This is a genomic window from Streptomyces sp. NPDC051913 (assembly GCF_044593635.1).
Classification (GTDB): domain Bacteria; phylum Actinomycetota; class Actinomycetes; order Streptomycetales; family Streptomycetaceae; genus Streptomyces.
On the sequence record NZ_JBIUCI010000012.1, the window covers coordinates 31,776 to 50,023 of the forward strand.

An 18,248-nucleotide genomic window follows, 5' to 3' on the forward strand; every position below is an offset into this window, starting at 1 on the left:
CGTACACCGGTCAAACAGGGAGATCGCACCGGACACGCACCGCGTCGTACAGGAAAGGCAAGGCCCACCATGGGGGACATACGCAGACGAGGGGCCGTCGCCCTCGCTCTCACCGGACTGGCCGCACCGCTCACCCTCGCGCTGGGCACCGCTCCCGCGCAGGCGGCCACGAGCTGCACCACCCAGACCGGCCCGTACCAGAAGCAGGTCGAGAAGTTCCTCGGGCTGCCGGTGGACGGCAAGCAGTCGACGACCGACTGCAAGGCCATCCAGGCCTTCCAGAACAAGCACGGCATCACGCCGAACGCCGGCTACGCGGGTCCCGTCACCTGGGGGGTGATGGACCTGATGAAGAAGCAGAAGGCGGTGGGGAACAACCCCAACAAGGAAGGCAAGTGCCCGACCAACAAGGGCCGTATCGCCTGCGTCAACCTCACCCTCCAGCTGAGCTGGATCCAGGACGGCAACAGGCTCGTCTACGGGCCCGTCCCGGTGCGCACCGGCCGCAACGGCTACGAGACCCGCACCGGCCTGAAGAAGATCTACTGGCGGGACATCGACCACGTGTCGAACATCTACAACGTGCCCATGCCCTACAGCCAGTTCTTCGACGGCGGCCAGGCCTTCCACTCGGTGAACCTCAGCATGTGGAACCCGCCGGGCTCGCACGGCTGCGTCAACATGACGAAGACGACCGCCAAGAAGTACTGGTCGCTGCTGAAGACGGGCGACGACGTCTTCGTGTACGGCCGCAAGCCGGGCACCTGATCGGCCACCCGGCCCACGGCACAAGCGTGTTACCGCGGCGCGTCCCCGAAGTCCGGGATCTCCAGCCGTACCCCGCCCTGCCGCGCGGACTCGTGCGCGACGATCCCCGGCAGGGTGTAGCGGGCCGCCACCCAGGCGTTCACGGACGGCAGGGTGCGGGAGTTGACCGCGGTGACGAAGTCGTCCACCAGGAAGTGGTGGCTGCCCTCATGGCCGTTGTGCAGGTGGTCGAACTCCCGCGGCAGCCGGGAGCGGTCGTGCACCGGGGCCGAACCGGAGGTGAAGGCGGCCCGAAGGTCCGGCGCGATGTGCTGGAGTGACGGGTCGTCAGGGGCCATGGTGGTCTTGGGCTCCAGAAGTTCGCTGATGTCCTGCACGCCCTTCTTGTCCTGCCACAGCGCGAACGTGGCGAGCTGCTCCATGCTCGCCTCCGTGCCGAAGAACCGGAAGCGGGACTCACGGATGTGGGACGGGTAGCCCACCCGCCGGAACTCGTTCGTACGGAACGAACCGCCGCCCGCGACCTCGAACAGCGCGGTGGCGTTGGAGAAGTCGTTGCCGAACTGACTGACCTCCTTGTCGAAGACGCCGTCCCCGCGGTCGTCCACGACACCGATCGCCGACACGCTCACCGCGTGCGTCTGCCAGGCCCCGAGCACCCCGCCCACCGCGTGCGTCGGGTACAGCAGCGGGGGATAGCTGGCCGTCGCCTTCCAGTTGTCGCCGCCGCTGTACTGGTACGCCTCGTAGAAGCCGAGATCCATGTCGTGGACGTAGTCGCCCTCGGCGTAGAAGAGCCGCCCGAAGGCGCCCTCGGCGATCTGGTTGCGGGCGTGCACGGTCGCCGGGTTGTACTGGCTGGTCTCGCCCATCATGTACGTCAGCCCGGTCGCCTTGACCGCGTCGATGATCGCCGCGATCTCCTCGGTGGTGATCGCCATGGGGACCGCCGAGTAGACGTGCTTGCCGGCGTTCAGGCCCTGGAGGACCAGCGGGCCGTGCGTCCAGCGCTGGGTGAAGATCGCGACCGCGTCGACCGCCTCCGACTCCAGCATGGCCTGGTACGAAGGGAAGGTGCCGGACAGGCCCTCGGCGGCGGCGAGTTGCCGCGCGCGCTCGGGGAGGAGGTCGGTGACGTAGACGTCGCGGACACCGGGGTGAGCCAGGAACAGCTTGGCGAACTGGCCCGAGAACTGCCCGGCGCCGACGATGCCGAGGGAGAACGTCATGGAGGAAATGCCTTTCATTACTGGGCTCGCTACTGGCCGAGGATGAAGTTGATCTGGTCGTTGGTCTTGGTCAGGCCGCTCACCGGGGCGTCGTTGGCGAAGACGTCCTGCATCGCCGGGCGCATCAGCGCGTACACGTCCGCCGCGTAGTCGGTGACCGGGAAGGCGAACGTCCTGGCGTGCCGCTCGTCGGTGACCGGTTCGGTGAAGGCGGACACGTCGATGCCCTTCTTCCGGTACGCCGCCACGGCCGCGGCGGTGCCGTCAGGGGTGGCCGGGAAGACGATGCCGTAGCCGCCGACGGTCTTCTGGCACTCGTTCGAGGCCAGGTACTTCACCCATTTCTTCGCGCCCTCCTTGTTGCGGGCGTTCTTGGTGACCGAGTCGGCGAGGCCGTTCATCATGGTGGCCCGCTTGCCGCTCGGGCCGGTGGGGGTGACGGCGGTGCCGACGTCGAGGCCCTTGGTGCCGTAGTACGTCGAGATCATCCAGGCACCGTCGAAGGCGGTCGCCGCCCGGCCTGAGGCCACCTGGGCGTTGGACGGGTTCGCGCCGTCGGTGTAGTCGGTGAAGGGCGCGAGATAGCCCTTCTTCGCCAGGCCGAAGTACCAGGAGATCACCGACTGGAAGGTCTTGCTGTCGTACTCGTAGGCGTCGCCCCAGCGGGCCTTGTCCGTGTAGTTCCAGCCCGCCGAGCCGGTGAACGGGCTCCAGGTGGTCTGCCCGTCGGCGTCGCCCGCGCCGGCCGTGGCGAGGCCGTACACCTTGACGTGGTGCTTGTCGAAGCCAGGTTCGTCGCCGCGCTTGCCGTCGCGGTCGACGGTCAGATGCGCGATCGCCTTCTCGAAGGTGCCGCCGTCCTTCGGGTTCCAGGACAGGGAGTTGAGCTGGTCGGCGGTGAGACCGGCGGCCCCGGTCAGCTTCTTGTTGTAGAAGAGCGCGACCGTGTCCCAGTCCTTGGGAGCGCCGTAGCGGTGCCCGTCCTGGCCGACCCAGTTCGCGCCGAGCCCGGTCTGGTAGGCGGAGTCGTCGATGCCCAGGTCGTCCAGCGGTTCGAGCACGTCGAGGTCGGCGAACTGGCCGAACTTCTGGATGTGGTCGGTGAAGACGTCCGGCTCGGTGCCCGCGATGAAGCTCGCGGTGAGCTTGGTCCAGTAGTCGGCCCAGCCCATCTGGGTGATCTTGACGTTCAGGCCCGGGTTCTCCTTCTCGAAGCCCTTGGCGCAGGCCTGGTAGGCGGGCAGCTGGTTGGCGTCCCACAGCCAGTACGTCACGGAGTTCGCGCCCGAGCCGGCGGCGCCGCCCTGCGCGCACCCGGAGACCAGGGACAGCGTCAGCGCTCCGGTGAGCGCCATCACGGTTCGAATTCGCATGCCTGGCCCCTTACTTGACGCCGGTGAAGCTGATGGTGCTGACGATGCGGCGCGCGAAGACGCCGAACAGCAGCAGCATGGGAAGGGCCGCGATGAGCGTGGCGGCCATCAGGCCGGACCAGTCGTAACCGGTCTGCGGGGTCTGCGCCCGGAAGATGGCTAGCGCCACGGTCAGCACCCGCGAACTGTCGCTGTACGACACCATCAGCGGCCAGAAGTAGTCGTTCCAGGAGGTGATGTACGTCAGCACGCCGAGCGTGAGGATCGGTGTGGACGCCATCGGCAGCATCACCCGGAAGAAGATCCTGATCTTCCCGGCGCCGTCCAGCAGCGCCGCCTCCTCGACCTCGCGGGGCACGTTCATGAAGAACTGCCGCAGGAAGAACACCGCGAACGGCGTCATGAACATCGTCGGCAGCGCGATGCCCAACAGGTTGTCGATCAGGCCGAGTTGCTTGATGAGCACGAAGTTCGGCAGCAGCGTGAAGATGGTGGGGACCATCAGGCCGGCCAGGAACAGCCCGAACATCTTGTCCCGGCCGCGCCAGCGCAGCCGGGCGAACGCGTAGGCGGCCATCGCGGAGAAGAAGATCTGGCAGACCGTGATCAGGGTCGAGACGACGACCGAGTTGATCAGATAGCGCCAGAACTTCAGCCCGCCGCCCGATCCACCCTGGGCGATCGCCTCCTCGGTGGACTGGAGTCCGAGCGCCCGCTCGAAGCCGCCGGTGGTGAAGTCGACGGGCAGCGGGTCGCCGGGATGGGCGGCGAGCGCGGTGTTGGAGGACAGCGCGGTGCGCAGGATCCAGTAGAACGGCAGCAGCGTCACGAGCACGATCGCGGCCATCACCACCCAGGCCGCGATCCGGCCCGGGGAAGGGCGGCGCCTGAGCGGTCGTACGGACACAGGACTCGTCGTTGCGGTCACAGCGGCCATGTCGGTGTCTCCCCTCTCCTCAGCCCAGATCCGTCTGGCCGGCGCGCGTGATCCGGTACTGGAGCACCGTGATCGCGCTGAGCACCACCAGGAGCGCGACCGACATCGCGGAGGCGTAGCCGAACTGGAAGCGGCCGAACGCGGAGCCGTAGATGTAGAACTGCAGGACGTTGGTGGCGTTCGCGGGACCGCCGTTGGTCGTCACGGCGACCGTGTCGAACACCTGGAACGATCCGATCACCGTCATGATCAGCACGACCGCCAGGACCGGTCGCAGCAACGGCAGCGTGATCCGCCAGAACATGCGCCCCTCGCTCGCGCCGTCCACCTTCGCGGCCTCGTACATGTCGTTGGGGATGGCCTGGAGCCCGGCGAACAGCAGCAGCGCGGTGTAGCCGACGTGCCGCCACACATTGATCAGCGCGATCGTGGGGATCGCCCAGGTCTCGTCGTTGAGGAACGGGATGCGGTCGAAGCCGAGGCCCGCGATGATCTCGTTGCCTATGCCGAGCTGGGTGTCCAGGATCCAGAGCCAGACGATGCCCGCGACGACGTTCGACATCAGATACGGCGTGAGCACGATGCCGCGCAGCACCGCCGACTGGGTCAGCCGCTGGAGCAGTACGGCGATGGCGAGCGCCGACACCGTCTGCACCCCGATGTTGATGACCACGTAGACGACGGTGACCCACAGCGAGTCCCAGAAGATCGGGTCGTGGACCATCCGGTCGTAGTTGTCGAGGCCCACCCACTCCGCCGGCGTCAGCAGGTTGAAACGGGTGAAGCTCAGGTAGATGCCCCGCAGCGTCGGCCAGAGCAGGAAGACCACGAAGCCCAGCAGCGCCGGGGCGAGGAACACCGCGGCGAGCCGGCCGTCCCCGCCGCCCTCCCGGGCTTTCGCCCTCCCCGTCCTCGGTGTCGTCCGTACGCCCTCGGCGCCCCCTACGGGGAGGCGCGACGAAGGGCTGCTGGAGGCGATGGTCATCGGGAGACTCCCTCGTCTGCGGCGGCTCGTCCTCGGGCACTTACTTTTGTGGCGAAAGAATAAGCGCGTCAAGGGGCGTGCAAACATCTTTTCCAAGCCACCTCTCACTGCCTAGAGTGGTCATATTGCTTCCATCGCGAAAGAAACGGACGGGGGATACTGACCGTCATGACCGCAGTAGCCGCCAGCTGGCACCCCCTGAGCCCCGGTGAGCGTTCGGTGGCGATCGAGGTGCTCGTCCACGGACCCCTGTCGCGCACCGAGCTCGCGCACCGCCTCGATCTGTCCGCGGGCAGCCTCACCCGGCTGACCAAGCCGCTCATCGAGTCCGGACTGCTGATCGAGGTGCCCGAAGCGGGCGCGTCCGCCGAGGTACGCCAAGGCCGCCCCTCGCAGCCGCTCGACGTGGTCGCCGACTCCCGCTCCTTCATCGGCTTCAAGGTCACGGGCGACATGGCCTACGGCGTCGTCACCACGCTGCGCAGCGAGATCGTCGCCCGCCACGACCGGCCCCTCACCACCCACGACCCCGCCGAAGTCGCCGACCTGCTCGCGGAGATGACCGACGAGCTGGCCCGCGCCCACCCCTCGCGGGTCGCGGGCATCGGCATCGGCGTGGGCGGTCTGGTCCAGGAGCGCTCCGTCGTCGGGGAGTCGCCGTTCCTGCACTGGCGGGACGTCCCGCTCGCCGAACTCGTCGAGGACCGCACGGGGTTGCCGGTCGTCATAGAGAACGACGTCGCCGCGCTCGTCGAGGCGGAGACCTGGTTCGGCGCCGGGCGCGGCCTCGACCGCTTCGTCGTGCTCACCATCGGCGCCGGCCTCGGCTACGGACTGGTGCTGGGCGGTCGCCGGGTCCCCTACGCCGAGGAGGACCGCGGCTTCGGGCGGCACTGGATCGTCAATCCGTACGGTCCGCTCACGCCCGAGGGTGAACGCGGCAGCGCCGTCTCCCTGCTGACCATCCCCAACATCCGCTATCAGGTGCGGGCCGCCACCGGCCGCGACCACACCTACGAGGAGATCCTCACCCTCGCCGCCGCGGGCGAGCCCATGCCGGCCCGGGTCATCGACGAGGCCGCGCGGGCGCTGGGCGTCCTCATCGCCCAGATCGCCAACTTCGCGATGCCGCAGAAGATCCTGCTCGCCGGTGAGGGCGTCGGTCTGATGGACGTCGCGGGCAAGGCGGTGGACGACACCATCCGCTTCCACCGGCATCCGCTGGCCGCGCCGATCGACCTGGAGACCAAGGTGTCCGACTTCCATGACTGGGCGCGCGGCGCGGCCGTCCTGGCGATCCAGGTACTGGTCCTCGGGACGGCGGAATCGTGAGTTCCACCACTGTTGACCTGGGTGAACTCCCGAGACATGGGGGCCAGATGGACGTGATCAGCAACACGGTCCGAAATGTCCGCATTGCTCGTACTTACTCACGGCGCCTTCACCTGCGGCCCCGTATGCTTCACATCATGTCCACCACTGTTGAACCGGCTTCCGATAGGTCGGCTGACGAGGTCAACGAGGAGATCCGGGCCCTGTGGTTCCGGTCGGGCGGGACACTGAGCGGCGAGCAGCGCGAGGAATACCGGCGGCTCGTCCTGGAGTGGGCCGCCGCGGCCCCGCAGCCGGCCTGACGTCCCTCCTCGGAATACCGCGCAAGCACGCAAGGCCACTGGAGGCACCCGTTCTCACGGGTGCCTTTTCGCACGTCGGGCCTCAGCCCCAGGTCGCCGAGTAGTACCGCTGATACGCCTTGCGGTCCTGCTCCGCCCGGATGTACCGCGTCGCCACCAGCGCGATCATGCTGCCTCCGACCACCAGCAGCCCCGGACCGACGTTCCGGGTGTCCGTGAGCCGGGCCAGCAGCGTCTCACCCTCGGCGCCCCCGCCCGTCGCGGGTGCCGACGACCCCGGCGTGGCCGCACCGGGAGCGCTCGCGCCCTGCGGGGCGGAGGCGGAGGGAGCCGGCGAGGCGCCCTGCTGTGCGCCACCCGCGGGGGCCGCCACGAGAAGCTGCACCCCGAGCTGGTTCAGTGCCGCCGTCACCGGCTGGAAGAACGTCGTACCGCCCGCCGTGCAGTCACCGCTGCCGCCCGACGTGATGCCGAGCGCGATCCCCTCGGAGAACAACGGCCCCCCGCTGTCCCCGGGTTCGGCGCACACGTTCGTCTCGATCAGACCGGTCACCGTGCCCTCGGGATAGTTGACCGTCGCGTTCAGCGCCGTCACCTGCCCGTCGCGCAGACCGCTCGTGCTGCCGCTGCGGAACACCCGCTGCCCCACGGACGGATCGGCCACCCCCGTGATCTGCACCCCCTTGCCGCCGCCCACGGCCACGACCGCCGCACCGTCGCCCGCCTTGCCGCTGTCGTACTGGACCAGGGAGAAGTCGGCGCCCGGGAAGTTCTGCACGGTCGTCTTGCCGAGCTGCGTGCGGCCCCGGTTGTCCGCGAACCAGACCGAACCGGTCGGGCCGCAGTGCCCGGCGGTGAGGATGAAGTCCTGCGTTCCGTTCGTCACGTTGAAGCCGGCCGAACAGCGCCCACCGGTCGACAGGATCGGCTGCGCCCCGTTGACGCGCGGTGTGAACGTGCCCTCGGCGCGCTCCATGCGTACGAAACCGCCGATGCCCTCGGCGACCTCGGTGAGCCGCTTCCAGTCGCCGGCGGAGACAGTGCTGTCGGCCCGTACCACCACCTCGTTGGTCCGGTAGTCGACGGCCCACGCCGTCCCGGCCACCCGGGGTGCCGAACGCAGCGTGCCCGTCGCCGACTTGAGCTCGTCCATGCTGTGCGGGACGACCTTCGCCGTGGCGCCCGCCCGGCGCACCTCGGCGGCGGACTTCTGGTCGGTGACGGCGACGACCGGCCGCCCGTCCGTACCGATCCAGCTGCCCGCCGTACGCGAAGTGCCCAGCCGGGCCACCAGATCGGTGCCCGTCTGCCCCGCGGACGCGGCGGTCGTACGGGGGAGGGCGGGGGTTCCCTCGGGTTCGCTCGCGACGGCACGGGTCACCATCGTTCCGCCCAACAGGAGTCCGCCGACGGCGGCCAGCCGTGTCGCTCGCCGGACCATCCGTCGTCGTGCGTGCCTCATGCATGGCTCCCGAACCCCGAACGTGCGGCGACAACACCGCGGGGCCGCGCGGAAGTCGAGTGCCCTCCCCTCATACGCGCGCCGGGGCCGTCGTGTTCAAGCGGGCGGCGTCAGTTCTTGCGACCGACCCCGCAGTAGAGGGCCACCTCGGGCGGCTCAGCCCCGTCCACGCACTCGGCGCGCCAGCGTGAGCAGGACACGACTCCCGGGGCCAGCACGTCCAGACCGTCGAAGAAGCGGGCAACGGCCTCGGGAGCGCGCTGCGTCAGCCGGGGTGTGCCGTGCTCGTTCCAGAACCGGACGGCCTCGTCCACGTCCGGCATGCCCGGGTGCACGACGGTGTGCGACAGCACGAGATGGCTGCCGGCCGGCAACGCGTCCATGAGCCGGCGCACGAGGCCGTACGGGTCCTCGTCGTCGCCGATGAAGATGACCACGCCGAGCAGCATCAGGGCGACCGGGCGGCTGAAGTCCAGAGTGGCGGAGGCTCGTTGGAGGATGGCGTCCACATTGCGCAGATCCTCGTCGAGATGGTCGGTGCGGCCCTCGGGCGTACTGGTGAGCAGGGCGCGGGCGTGGGTGAGGACGAGCGGGTCGTTGTCGACGTAGACGACCCGCGCGTCGGCGGCGAGGCGCTGGGCGACCTCGTGCGTGTTCTCCGCGGTGGGCAGCCCGGTCCCTATGTCGAGGAACTGCCGGACGCCCGCCTCGCCGACGAGATGACGCACCGCACGGCCCAGGAAGCGGCGGTCGGCGCGGGCGTACTCGTCGATGGCCGGGTGGATTTCCCGGATCCGGTCGCCCGCCACCCGGTCCACCTCGTAGTAGTCCCCGCCGCCCAGCCAGTAGTTCCAGATCCGGGCCGTGTGCGGTTGCAGCGTGTTGATCCGGCCGCGCAGGGACGCGGCGGTGGCCGGCGAGTGGTCCGTCACGGGGCTCTGTTCTCCTGGAGTGCCTGCTCGGATACGACGACAACGCGCAATCTAGACCGCGAGGTCGGCGTCTGCCGAGGGTGCGGAAACAACTCCGTTCGGCGCGTTCGGCGAGAGCACGGCCCAGCTGCGTTCGTCGCCCCACACGGACGTCGGCCCTACATAGGGGCGAAGCAGCGCCACGAGCGCGGGATCGCCACGCCCGTTGAGCACGTCGGAGGCGATCTTGCGGGCGATTCCCGCGAGGAAGTCGGCCAGCTGGATCCGGGGATCCCACCGCGCCTGGACCAGCTCCATGCCGTCGAAGCCGACGCCCGCCCGACCGGCCGTCTCCTCGATCCAGGCGATACGGTCCGGGGTCAGCATGTTCTGCCGGTCGTGGACCAGCCGGACCGTACGGCGGCCTCCCGCGCTCCAGTGCGTGGCGGTGTGGACGATCGCGGGCAGCAGCGGATTGAGCGCGGGGATCAGCGGATAGTGCTCCCCGACCCGGGCCCGGTAGGCGTCGGCCCGTGTCCGCGTCGCGGCCAGCCGCTCCAGGGTGTGCGCCACCTCCGGCCGGGGCGCGGCGCGGCGCAGGGCGGCGATCGTACGGAAGAAGGCGGCCACGGGCTCGTCCGGTTCGCCGTTGCCGCGTACCCGCAGCAGGTGGTTCGCCGCCTCCAGGAAGGTCCGCCACCGGTCCGGGCCGAAGTCCGCCGGTCCCTGCCGGTACAGGACGAGGACCCGCGCGGCGCCACCGTGGCTGTCGTGGCCGTCGGCGCCGTCGTGGCTGTCGTCCAGCAGGAGGGCTGCCGCCCGGTCCACGACGAAGTACGCCTTCTCGGTCAGGTGCACATGAGCGTGCCCGTACAGCGGCCCCGAGGCCGCGAGCAGGGACTCCAGTGCCGCCCGGTGCTTCTCTCGCAGCAGATGGTTCGCCTTGTACTCCTCGGCGGGCGACCGGATCCGCTCCCGCAGCTCCAGGAGGTACGCGGCGGCGGTCTCCACGGGCACCTCCACACTGCCGTGCGCGAACACGTCCGTGTTGCCGCCGGTGAGGTTCTCGCCGTCCGACCCCGACTCGTCGCAGGCCACCTCGACGAGCGCCCCCGGGACCGCTCCTCGTACGCCCTCCTCGGGATTCCCTGTCACACGAAGCTCCCTGTCCGTCCGCCACCCCCAGCATCCCTCGTGCGCACCGCGAGGTGAACCGAATTGTTCCCGGGCACCCACCCGAGGCGGGCGCGCCGAGGGGCCGCTGCCTAGACTCCGGGCATGAGTGACACGACGCTGGACCGGCTCGCGGCCGGCAGCTATCTGCTGATCACCAGCTTCCGAAAGAACGGCACCGGGGTACCCACCCCGGTATGGGTGGTCCGGGACGGGGACACGCTCGGGGTGTGGTCCGCGGCGGACTCCTGGAAGGTGAAGCGGATCAGGGCCCGCGCCGATGTCCTCGTCGGGCCGTGCGACCTGCGCGGCAACCCCACCGGTGAGTCGGTCCCCGGCACCGCGGAGATCTGCGACGCGCAGACGAGCGCCCGCTATCGCAAGCTCATCGCCCGCAAGTACGGCGTCCTCGGACGCCTGACCCTGCTCGGCAGCCGACTGCGCCGGGGGACGAGCGGCACGGTGGGGATCCGGGTGACGCTGACGGACTGAACGGGGGACAGGGGGAGGGCAGGTGGAGTTCCTGGAGGAGTTCCGGGGGACGGCCGTCCCCATGAGCCGAACTCCCTTTCACGGCGCCGCCGTTGCAGGCACCGGCCATCGCTGTCAGGTCCAGGCGCGGTAGGGCTCGTCGAGCAGTTGGAAGACGGGCTCACCGCGCACGGGGTCCTTGGCCGTGGAGAGGCGGACCCGGTCACCGCTGTGGATGCCGATGGGCGGGCCCATGACCCGGCCGCGGACGACGAAGCCCTCGGCCATCTCGATCATCGACACGTTGCGTGCGGCGGGCGTGTTGCGGTGCACGACCGTGGAGTGCCGGACCGTCCCCGTGCCCTCGCTGCGCTCGGTGCGCAGGTCGCTGCCCTGGCAGACCGGACACAGCAACCGGTGGTACATGGCGGTGCCGCACCAGTTGCAGCGCTGGAAGACCATGGCGTTCTGTTCGGGGGCCGCGGGTTCGAGGACCGCCGCCGCGGAACCGGATGCCTGATGAGCAACGCTTCCTGAGAAGTGGTACACGCTGGTCAACTCCCTGCGCTCGACCGGAATCCCACGTGCGCGGGTCACCCGGGCACGGATGTGCGCGGCGCTCTGTGCCACCGTGCACATCCGCAGCGTATGGCACTCAGTGTCATCCGTAAAGGTACTCGGTACCCTGAATTTGCGGCGCCCGGTGGGCGTCAGCGCTGTCCCGGATCCCGTTCCAGCGTGGCCTCGATCTCCTGGACGACCCGCCACAGCGGCGCCCCGCGGCGGGACACCAGCACCACCACGTCCTCGGAGTCCTCGGCGTCCCCGGCGCCGGTGGGGGTGGGCGACGGGCCGAAGGCCGACTGGACGTAGCCGAGCGCGTGGTCCATCTCCGTGCCGACGTCGCCCTTGCCGTCCGAGCGCAGCCAGGACCGCAGCGCGTTGTTGTGCGCCGCGGCGACGGCCGCCGCGATCACGTCGGCCCGCAGGGACCCGTCGCGCCGTCCGGCGAGACGGCGGCGGAGATACTCGGCGAACGCGCGCTCGTAGCGCCACACCACGGACAGCTCGTACGCGCGCAGGCCCGGAACCTTCTTGGTGAGCCGGTAGCGCTGCACGGAGAAGGTCGGGTTCTCGGTGTACATGCGCAGCACCAGCCGGACCGCCTCGCAGACCCGCAGCACCGGGTCGTCCGCGTCGTCGCCGGCGGCGAGGTAGTCGGTCACGTCGGCCAGGGAGCGCTCGTGGTCGGGGAAGACCACGTCCTCCTTGGAGGGGAAGTAGCGGAAGAACGACCGCCGGCCCACCCCGGCGAGCGCCACGATGTCGTCGACCGTGGTCTGCTCGTACCCCCTCTCCAGGAACAGCTGGAACGCCGCCGCGACCAGGGCGTCGCGCATGGGCGGCTTGGCGGCCGCCGTTTCCGTCTTCTCGCCGCGCCGGGGCGCCGCGCTGCTGGAGCTCATGGACGGGAACGTAGCACCGGTACGTCCGGTATGGCACTCAGTGCTCTCCAACTGGGGGACTCAGTGCACTACAGGTCTGCGCGATCGTATTGATCGGAAGTGATCGATACGCTTGGAGGCGTAGAGTGAGCGGCCCGGGATCACGCTCCGCGTCGGCCCGGTGAACGTTCGTCCAGGCCTCGCACCAGGGGGATTCCATGCGACTGCATGTCGACCAGCGTCATGAGCGGGTGCTCGAACTAGTCCGGCAGCGCGGCAGCCTCCGGGTGGCCGACCTCGCCGCCGAACTCGGGGTGTCCGCGGTGACCCTGCGGCGCGATGTGGAGGCCCTGGCCGCGCAGGGGAGGGTGCAGCGGTTGCACGGCGCGGTGGTGTGGCCGGGGGACGCCGCGGTCGAGGCCCCGGTGCGGCCGGCGACGGCCGAGGGCGCGGTGATCGGAATGATCGTGCCGAACACCCAGAACCTGTTCGCGGACATCGTGCACGGCGCGCGGGAGGCCGCGGCCGCGCAGGGTGCCCGGCTCGTCCTCGGGGTGACCGGCTATGTCGAGGCCGAGGAGGCGGTGCAGGCCGAGCACCTGGTCGCGGGCGGGGCGCAGGGGCTGATCGTCGCCCCGAGCTGGTTCGACGGCGTCCCCGTGGACGGTCAGGAGAAGTGGCTGCTGGAGCACGGTGTGCCCGCCGTCCTCGTCGAGCGGCTCGCCCCGCCCACCAACCCGGCGGCGGCACTGGACCGGGTCCGCACCGACCGCGCGCACGGCGCGGCGGTGGCGGTGAGCCACTTCGCCGCGCTCGGCCACCGCAAGGTGACCGCGGTGTTGCAGGAAGGCCCGCACGCCGCGCAGATCACGGCGGGCTACCGGGCCGCCGTGGAGTCCCTGGGCCTCGACGTCGCGACCGGCGCGCCGACCGTGCGGGAGCACGGCGACTACGAGGCGAGCGTCGACTACCTGGTCGAGGCGGTGAAGAAGCGCGGTGTCACCGCCGCGCTGGTGCACAGCGACGCCGACGCCATCGTGCTGGTGCCCCGCCTCCAGGCCTGCGGCATCCGGGTGCCCGACGACCTCGCGCTGATCGTGTACGAGGACGAGGTGGCCGGCCTCGCCGACGTGCCCCTCACCGCCGTCGCGCCGCCGAAGCGCGCGGTCGGTGAGCTGGCCGCCGGGCTGCTGCTCCAGCGGCTCGCGGAGCGGGGGAGCGGGGCGGCGGACCCGGCGCCGCGTCAACACCTCGATCTGCTCCCGGAGTTGAGGATCCGCGCGTCCTGCGGAGGCCGCCGTTCCGCCAACTGAGCCCGACTCGGAGCGAAGTGATCGATCCCTGAGCGTTGTTCGATCGTTTTGATTGTCTTGCGCGAATGCTCTTGACTCTGATCGACCGCGCACAAAAGATGTCCTGCGTCCGCCTCTTCCCGTACGAGGTCTCGTAGGAGACGTGCAATGACGCGCACTTCACGTTCGTTCCGTACCGCTTCCCTCGCCGCCGTCGCCGCGCTGGGGCTGCTGGCCACCGCCACCGCGTGCGGCGGCGACGACTCCTCGGACGCCGCGTCCGACGGCAAGCCGGTCACCCTGACCTACTGGACCTGGACCCTCGGCGCCCAGTCGACCGTCGACGAGTTCAACCGGACGCACAAGGACATCAAGGTCAACTTCACCGAGATACCCGGCGGCACCGAGGGCTACAGCAAGCTCGCCAACGCGGTGAAGGCGGACAACGCGCCCGACGTGGCCACGATCGAGTACCAGATGGTCCCCGAGTTCGCGAGCCAGGGAAACCTGATCGATTCGACCAAGTACGCCGGTGAAACGGTCAAGTCGAAGTTCCCGGAGTCCGTGCAGAGCCTGGTGACCTTCGGCGGCAAGACCTGGACCGTGCCCTACGACGTGGCCCCGCAGCTGTACTACTACCGCACCGACCTGTTCAAGAAGTACGGCATCGAGGTCCCCAAGACCTGGGACGAGTTCAAGGCCGCCGCGGAGAAGGTCAAGAAGCAGGACAAGAACGTCCGTCTCGCCTCGATGCCGAAGAGTGACCCGGCGCTGCTGGCCGCGCTGTCCTGGCAGGCCGGCGGCAAGTGGTTCGCGACCGAGGGCGACGCCTGGAAGCCCGCGGTGAACGACGCCGCCACCAAGAAGGTCGCCGCCTACTGGGACGGCCTCGTCGACGACGGCCTCGTGCAGTCCTTCGCCGGCTGGAGCCCCGAGGAGACCAAGGCCCGCGCCGACGGCAAGACCCTCTCCTACCTGGGCGCCTCCTGGTCGGCGGGCGGCATGAAGACGTCCATGCCCGACCTCGCCGGCAAGTGGGCCGCGGCCCCCATCCCCAACTGGGGCACCGCCGCGAGCGGCAACTACGGCGGCACCTCCTACGGCGTCCTCAAGGGCAGCGACCAGGCCGAGGCCGCGACCGAGTTCATCACCTGGCTCACCACGAACAAGGCCGGTGTCGAGGCCCGCCTCGCCGACCTGGAGTCGCCCAGCAGCGCGCTGCCGGCCAACCCCGAGATGCGCGAGGTGGCCGCCGCCAGGTTCGACACCGCGTACCTGAACGGTCAGGACCTCTACGCCCTCGCCTCCGAGCAGGTCGACACGATCGTGCCCGGCTGGACGTGGGGCCCCAACCAGATGGACGTCTACACCGCCGTCCAGGACACCACCGCCAAGTCCGGCTTCACGGCAGGAGTCGAAGCGGGCCAGCAGAAGGCGGAGTCGGGGATAACGGACCGGGGCCTGAAGCTCGCGAAGTAGCAGCACCGCGAGCCGGCCACAGGTGTGGCCCTTCCCCGATTGGACGGGCCCGGCTCACTTCAGATCCAGGCCCGCCCGACGCACCCAAGGGGCGCGGGGAACTGCGCGACAAGCCCCCACACCCCTGCGGCCACACGACAAGCCGAACCACCCCCCACCCCTCACCTCCGCCCTTCACCCCGCCCGCCAAGGAGCCCACGTGGCCCTCACTTCCACCCGCCCCACCAAGCGACAGGTCAAGCACAGGCCCCCAGACCCGTCACCGGGCACCTCACAACTCCAGCGCGACCAACGCCGCACCGCCGCCCTCCTCATCGCCCCGTTCTTCATCCTGTTCGCCGTGGTCATGGTCGCCCCCATCGCCTACGCACTCTGGATGAGCCTCTTCCAGGAGCGCTCCTCAGGACTCGGCTTCGGCGGCGCCGAACGCGTCTTCTCGGGCCTCGACAACTACGCCAACGCCCTGGCCGACGACGGCTTCCGCTCCTCCTTCGCACACATCGCCGCGTACTGCGCCCTCTACATCCCGGTCATGATCGGCGGCTCGCTCGCCCTCGCGCTCCTCGTCGACTCCGCGCTGGCCCGCGCCAAACGCTTCTTCCAGCTCGCCCTGTTCCTGCCACACGCCATCCCCGGACTGATCGCCTCGATCATCTGGATCTACCTCTACACACCCGGTCTGAGCCCGGTGCTCGACTGGATCGGCGCGCTCGGCGGGTCCTGGGACTTCTACCGCGACGACCATGTGCTCGCCTCGATGGTCAACCTGTGCGCCTGGCAGTGGACCGGCTACAACATGGTCATCTTCTACGCCGCGTTGCAGGCCGTCCCGCGCGAAGTGATCGAGGCGGCCGTCGTGGACGGCGCGGGAGCCCTGCGCACCGCCCTACGGATCAAGGTCCCGATGATCGCCTCCGCGGTCGTCATGACCGTTCTGTTCACCTGTGTCGGCGCGATCCAGATCTTCACCGAGCCGAAACTCCTCAACCAGCGGGGCGCGCCCTCCATCGACACCGAGTGGTCGCCCACGCTCTTCATCTGGAAGGCCGGGTTCGTGCAGCACGACTACGGTCTGGCCGCCGCCGCGTCCCTGATACTCGCCCTGCTCGGCATCGCCCTCTCCCACCTCGTCACCCGGCTCGGCAACCGGTGGAAGGCGGCCACGTCATGAACACCCCCACCAGCACCCGCCGCCGCGCCACGACCAGTGCCCTGCTCTCCAAGGGAGCCGTCAACGGCATCCTGATCGTGGCCGCGTTCTACACGCTCATGCCGGTCAGCTGGCTGCTGTTCGCCGCCACCAAGAACCACCGCGACCTGTTCGCGACCTCGGGCTTCGCCTTCGGCGACTTCAACCTCTTCGCGAACCTCGAACGGGTCCTGACCTTCGACGACGGCATTTACCTGCGCTGGTTCGGCAACAGCATCCTCTACTCCGTCGTCGGCTCCGCCGCTTCCACCCTGCTGTGCGTGGCCACGGGCTACGCCTTCGACAAGTACGCCTTCCGCGGCAAGGAGAAGCTGTTCGGCCTGGTATTGGGCGGTGTCCTCGTCCCCACCACCGTCATCCAGCTCCCGATGTACCTGCTCGCCAGCAAGGCGGGCATCGTCGACACCTACTGGGCGCTGCTGCTGCCGGCCCTGGTCAACCCGTTCGGTGTCTACCTCGCCCGCGTCTTCTCGGAGGGCTATGTGCCGGGCGAGGTGCTGGAGGCGGCCCGCGTGGACGGTGCCGGCGAACTGCGCGTGTTCTCCCGGATCTCCCTGCCCATGCTGGCGCCCGGTTTCATGACGATCTTCCTGTTCTCGTTCACCGCCAGCTGGAACAACTTCTTCGGCGCCCTCGTCATGCTCAACGACGACTCTCTCTACCCGGTCAACCTGGGCCTGTTCATGTGGAACAGCGTCACCCAGCAGCAGCCCGAGTACTACTCGCTCGTCATCACCGGCTCCCTCGTCGCCGTCGTCCCGCTGATCGTCGCCTTCGTGTGCCTCCAGCGCTTCTGGCGCTCCGGCCTGACCGCGGGCGCCGTCAAATGACCCTCTCCGTCCAGGAAGGCACCCTCCTGAACACCAGCCGGCCGCCCACCGTCCTGCTCGCCATGGACTTCCCCCTCCACCAACGGCTCCTGGCGGAAGGCTCCCTGGACCGACTCCGTTCCGTCGCGCGAGTCGACCTCGCCAGGGTCGTCACCGACCTCGCCACCGCGGACGCCGGTGGACTCGCCGAGGCCGAGGTGCTCTTCACCCACTGGGGCGCACCGGAACTCACCGAGGAGACACTGCGCCGTCTGCCCCGGCTGCGGGCGGTCGTCCACGCCGCCGGCTCGGTCAAGCACCATGTCACCGACGCCGTCTGGCGACGCGGCATCGCGGTCTCCTCCGCGGCCGCGGCCAACGCCCTGCCGGTCGCCGAATTCACCCTGGCCGCCATCCTGTTCGCGAACAAGCGCGTGCTCGATGTCGCCCGCGACTACGCCGCCCTCCGCGCCCGGCCCGACCTGCTCCCGTACTTCAGCGGCCACGGCAACTACCACCGCACGGTCGGAGTCGTCGGCGCCTCCCGCATCGGTCGCCGACTCCTCGACCTGCTGCGCCCGCACGACCTCGACGTGCTCCTGCACGACCCGTACGTCGACGACCGGCAGGCCCGCGACCTCGGAGTGGAGCCGGTCGGACTCGACGAACTGGCCCGGCGCAGCGACGTGGTCTCCATCCACGCCCCCCAACTCCCCGAGACGCACCACATGTTCGACGCCCGCCGCATCGCACTCCTCAGGGACGGTGCCACCCTGATCAACACCGCGCGCGGCTCCCTCGTCGACACGAACGCCCTCACCGCGCACCTCGTGACCGGCCGCCTCCACGCCGTCCTCGACGTCACGGAACCGGACGTGCCGCCCGCCGACTCGCCCCTGTACACGCTGCCCAACGTCCTGCTCACCCCGCACATCGCGGGCTCCCTCGGCAACGAGCTGCACCGGATGACCGATGGAGCCATCGACGAGGTCTCCCGGTACGCGCAAGGCCTGCCCTTCGCCCACCCGGTCGGCTCCGAGGAACTGTCCCGGTCGGCCTGAACACCCCAC

The 18,248-nt window shown here is 69.6% G+C and carries 18 protein-coding genes; 9 read left to right on the plus strand and 9 right to left on the minus strand.

The genetic code is table 11. From position 1 onward, the window contains the following. The first annotated feature begins 69 nt into the window (after nucleotides 1-69). Nucleotides 70-768, plus strand: a complete 699-nt coding sequence (locus ACIHIX_RS31405; RefSeq protein ID WP_399962062.1) for a L,D-transpeptidase family protein — start codon at nucleotides 70-72, stop codon at nucleotides 766-768. A gap of 29 nt (nucleotides 769-797) precedes the next feature. Here the strand turns inward: ACIHIX_RS31405 and ACIHIX_RS31410 are convergent, their stop codons facing one another. From ACIHIX_RS31410 to ACIHIX_RS31425, 4 genes are read right to left on the minus strand one after another with little or no spacing between them, the layout of a single operon-like run. Next, nucleotides 798-1,997: a Gfo/Idh/MocA family protein gene (locus ACIHIX_RS31410; RefSeq protein ID WP_399962064.1), complete on the minus strand. Its 1,200-nt coding sequence runs from the start codon at nucleotides 1,995-1,997 to the stop codon at nucleotides 798-800. A gap of 29 nt (nucleotides 1,998-2,026) precedes the next feature. Continuing rightward, on the minus strand, nucleotides 2,027-3,370 hold the full coding sequence (locus ACIHIX_RS31415; protein WP_399962066.1) for an ABC transporter substrate-binding protein: 1,344 nt from the start codon (nucleotides 3,368-3,370) through the stop codon (nucleotides 2,027-2,029). 10 nt (nucleotides 3,371-3,380) lie between these two features. After that, entirely contained in the window at nucleotides 3,381-4,307 is a 927-nt protein-coding gene (locus ACIHIX_RS31420) for a carbohydrate ABC transporter permease (RefSeq protein WP_399962068.1), read from the minus strand. A gap of 19 nt (nucleotides 4,308-4,326) precedes the next feature. Further along, the gene (locus tag ACIHIX_RS31425; protein WP_399962071.1) at nucleotides 4,327-5,292 is read right to left on the minus strand and encodes a carbohydrate ABC transporter permease; all 966 of its coding nucleotides are present in this window, start codon (nucleotides 5,290-5,292) and stop codon (nucleotides 4,327-4,329) included. Between the two features lie 168 nt (nucleotides 5,293-5,460). Between ACIHIX_RS31425 and ACIHIX_RS31430 the strand changes: the two genes are divergently transcribed. Both ACIHIX_RS31430 and ACIHIX_RS31435 read left to right on the plus strand, forming a co-directional pair. After that, on the plus strand, nucleotides 5,461-6,624 hold the full coding sequence (locus ACIHIX_RS31430) for an ROK family protein (protein WP_399962073.1): 1,164 nt from the start codon (nucleotides 5,461-5,463) through the stop codon (nucleotides 6,622-6,624). Nucleotides 6,625-6,761: 137 nt separating this feature from the next. Next, nucleotides 6,762-6,926, plus strand: a complete 165-nt coding sequence (locus tag ACIHIX_RS31435; protein WP_194082231.1) for a hypothetical protein — start codon at nucleotides 6,762-6,764, stop codon at nucleotides 6,924-6,926. A gap of 82 nt (nucleotides 6,927-7,008) precedes the next feature. Here the strand turns inward: ACIHIX_RS31435 and ACIHIX_RS31440 are convergent, their stop codons facing one another. From ACIHIX_RS31440 to ACIHIX_RS31450, 3 genes are all read right to left on the minus strand, one after another. Further along, complete coding sequence (locus ACIHIX_RS31440) at nucleotides 7,009-8,388, minus strand: S1 family peptidase (protein WP_399962074.1); 1,380 nt, start codon at nucleotides 8,386-8,388, stop codon at nucleotides 7,009-7,011. Nucleotides 8,389-8,498: 110 nt separating this feature from the next. Next, nucleotides 8,499-9,320 carry an SAM-dependent methyltransferase gene (locus ACIHIX_RS31445; protein ID WP_399962076.1) on the minus strand — a complete coding sequence of 274 codons (822 nt, stop codon included), beginning with the start codon at nucleotides 9,318-9,320 and terminating at the stop codon, nucleotides 8,499-8,501. Between the two features lie 51 nt (nucleotides 9,321-9,371). Continuing rightward, the gene (locus ACIHIX_RS31450; RefSeq protein ID WP_399962078.1) at nucleotides 9,372-10,454 is read right to left on the minus strand and encodes a hypothetical protein; all 1,083 of its coding nucleotides are present in this window, start codon (nucleotides 10,452-10,454) and stop codon (nucleotides 9,372-9,374) included. A gap of 123 nt (nucleotides 10,455-10,577) precedes the next feature. Between ACIHIX_RS31450 and ACIHIX_RS31455 the strand changes: the two genes are divergently transcribed. Beyond that, a complete protein-coding gene (locus ACIHIX_RS31455) occupies nucleotides 10,578-10,964 on the plus strand; it encodes a PPOX class F420-dependent oxidoreductase (protein WP_399962080.1) in 387 nt (128 codons plus the stop codon). A 114-nt stretch (nucleotides 10,965-11,078) separates the two neighbouring features. Here ACIHIX_RS31455 and ACIHIX_RS31460 read toward each other — a convergent pair whose 3' ends face one another. Beyond that, nucleotides 11,079-11,492, minus strand: coding sequence for a Zn-ribbon domain-containing OB-fold protein (locus ACIHIX_RS31460; protein ID WP_399962533.1), 414 nt, complete (start codon nucleotides 11,490-11,492; stop codon nucleotides 11,079-11,081). Nucleotides 11,493-11,653: 161 nt separating this feature from the next. After that, the gene (locus tag ACIHIX_RS31465; RefSeq protein WP_399962082.1) at nucleotides 11,654-12,409 is read right to left on the minus strand and encodes a TetR family transcriptional regulator; all 756 of its coding nucleotides are present in this window, start codon (nucleotides 12,407-12,409) and stop codon (nucleotides 11,654-11,656) included. Between the two features lie 197 nt (nucleotides 12,410-12,606). On the opposite strand from ACIHIX_RS31465, the gene ACIHIX_RS31470 reads away from it, so the two are divergent. The 5 genes from ACIHIX_RS31470 to ACIHIX_RS31490 all read left to right on the plus strand — a co-directional run bounded on the left by ACIHIX_RS31470 (nucleotide 12,607) and on the right by ACIHIX_RS31490 (nucleotide 18,239). Then, on the plus strand, nucleotides 12,607-13,701 hold the full coding sequence (locus ACIHIX_RS31470) for a substrate-binding domain-containing protein (RefSeq protein ID WP_399962084.1): 1,095 nt from the start codon (nucleotides 12,607-12,609) through the stop codon (nucleotides 13,699-13,701). A 147-nt stretch (nucleotides 13,702-13,848) separates the two neighbouring features. After that, a complete protein-coding gene (locus tag ACIHIX_RS31475) occupies nucleotides 13,849-15,159 on the plus strand; it encodes an ABC transporter substrate-binding protein (protein ID WP_399962087.1) in 1,311 nt (436 codons plus the stop codon). Nucleotides 15,160-15,472: 313 nt separating this feature from the next. Further along, a complete protein-coding gene (locus ACIHIX_RS31480; protein ID WP_399962535.1) occupies nucleotides 15,473-16,330 on the plus strand; it encodes a carbohydrate ABC transporter permease in 858 nt (285 codons plus the stop codon). Next, complete coding sequence (locus tag ACIHIX_RS31485) at nucleotides 16,327-17,199, plus strand: carbohydrate ABC transporter permease (protein WP_399962090.1); 873 nt, start codon at nucleotides 16,327-16,329, stop codon at nucleotides 17,197-17,199. The genes ACIHIX_RS31480 and ACIHIX_RS31485 overlap by 4 nt, the downstream gene beginning before the upstream one ends. Next, nucleotides 17,196-18,239, plus strand: a complete 1,044-nt coding sequence (locus tag ACIHIX_RS31490; protein WP_399962092.1) for a hydroxyacid dehydrogenase — start codon at nucleotides 17,196-17,198, stop codon at nucleotides 18,237-18,239. Before ACIHIX_RS31485 ends, ACIHIX_RS31490 begins: the two co-directional genes overlap by 4 nt. Nucleotides 18,240-18,248 lie beyond the last annotated feature (9 nt).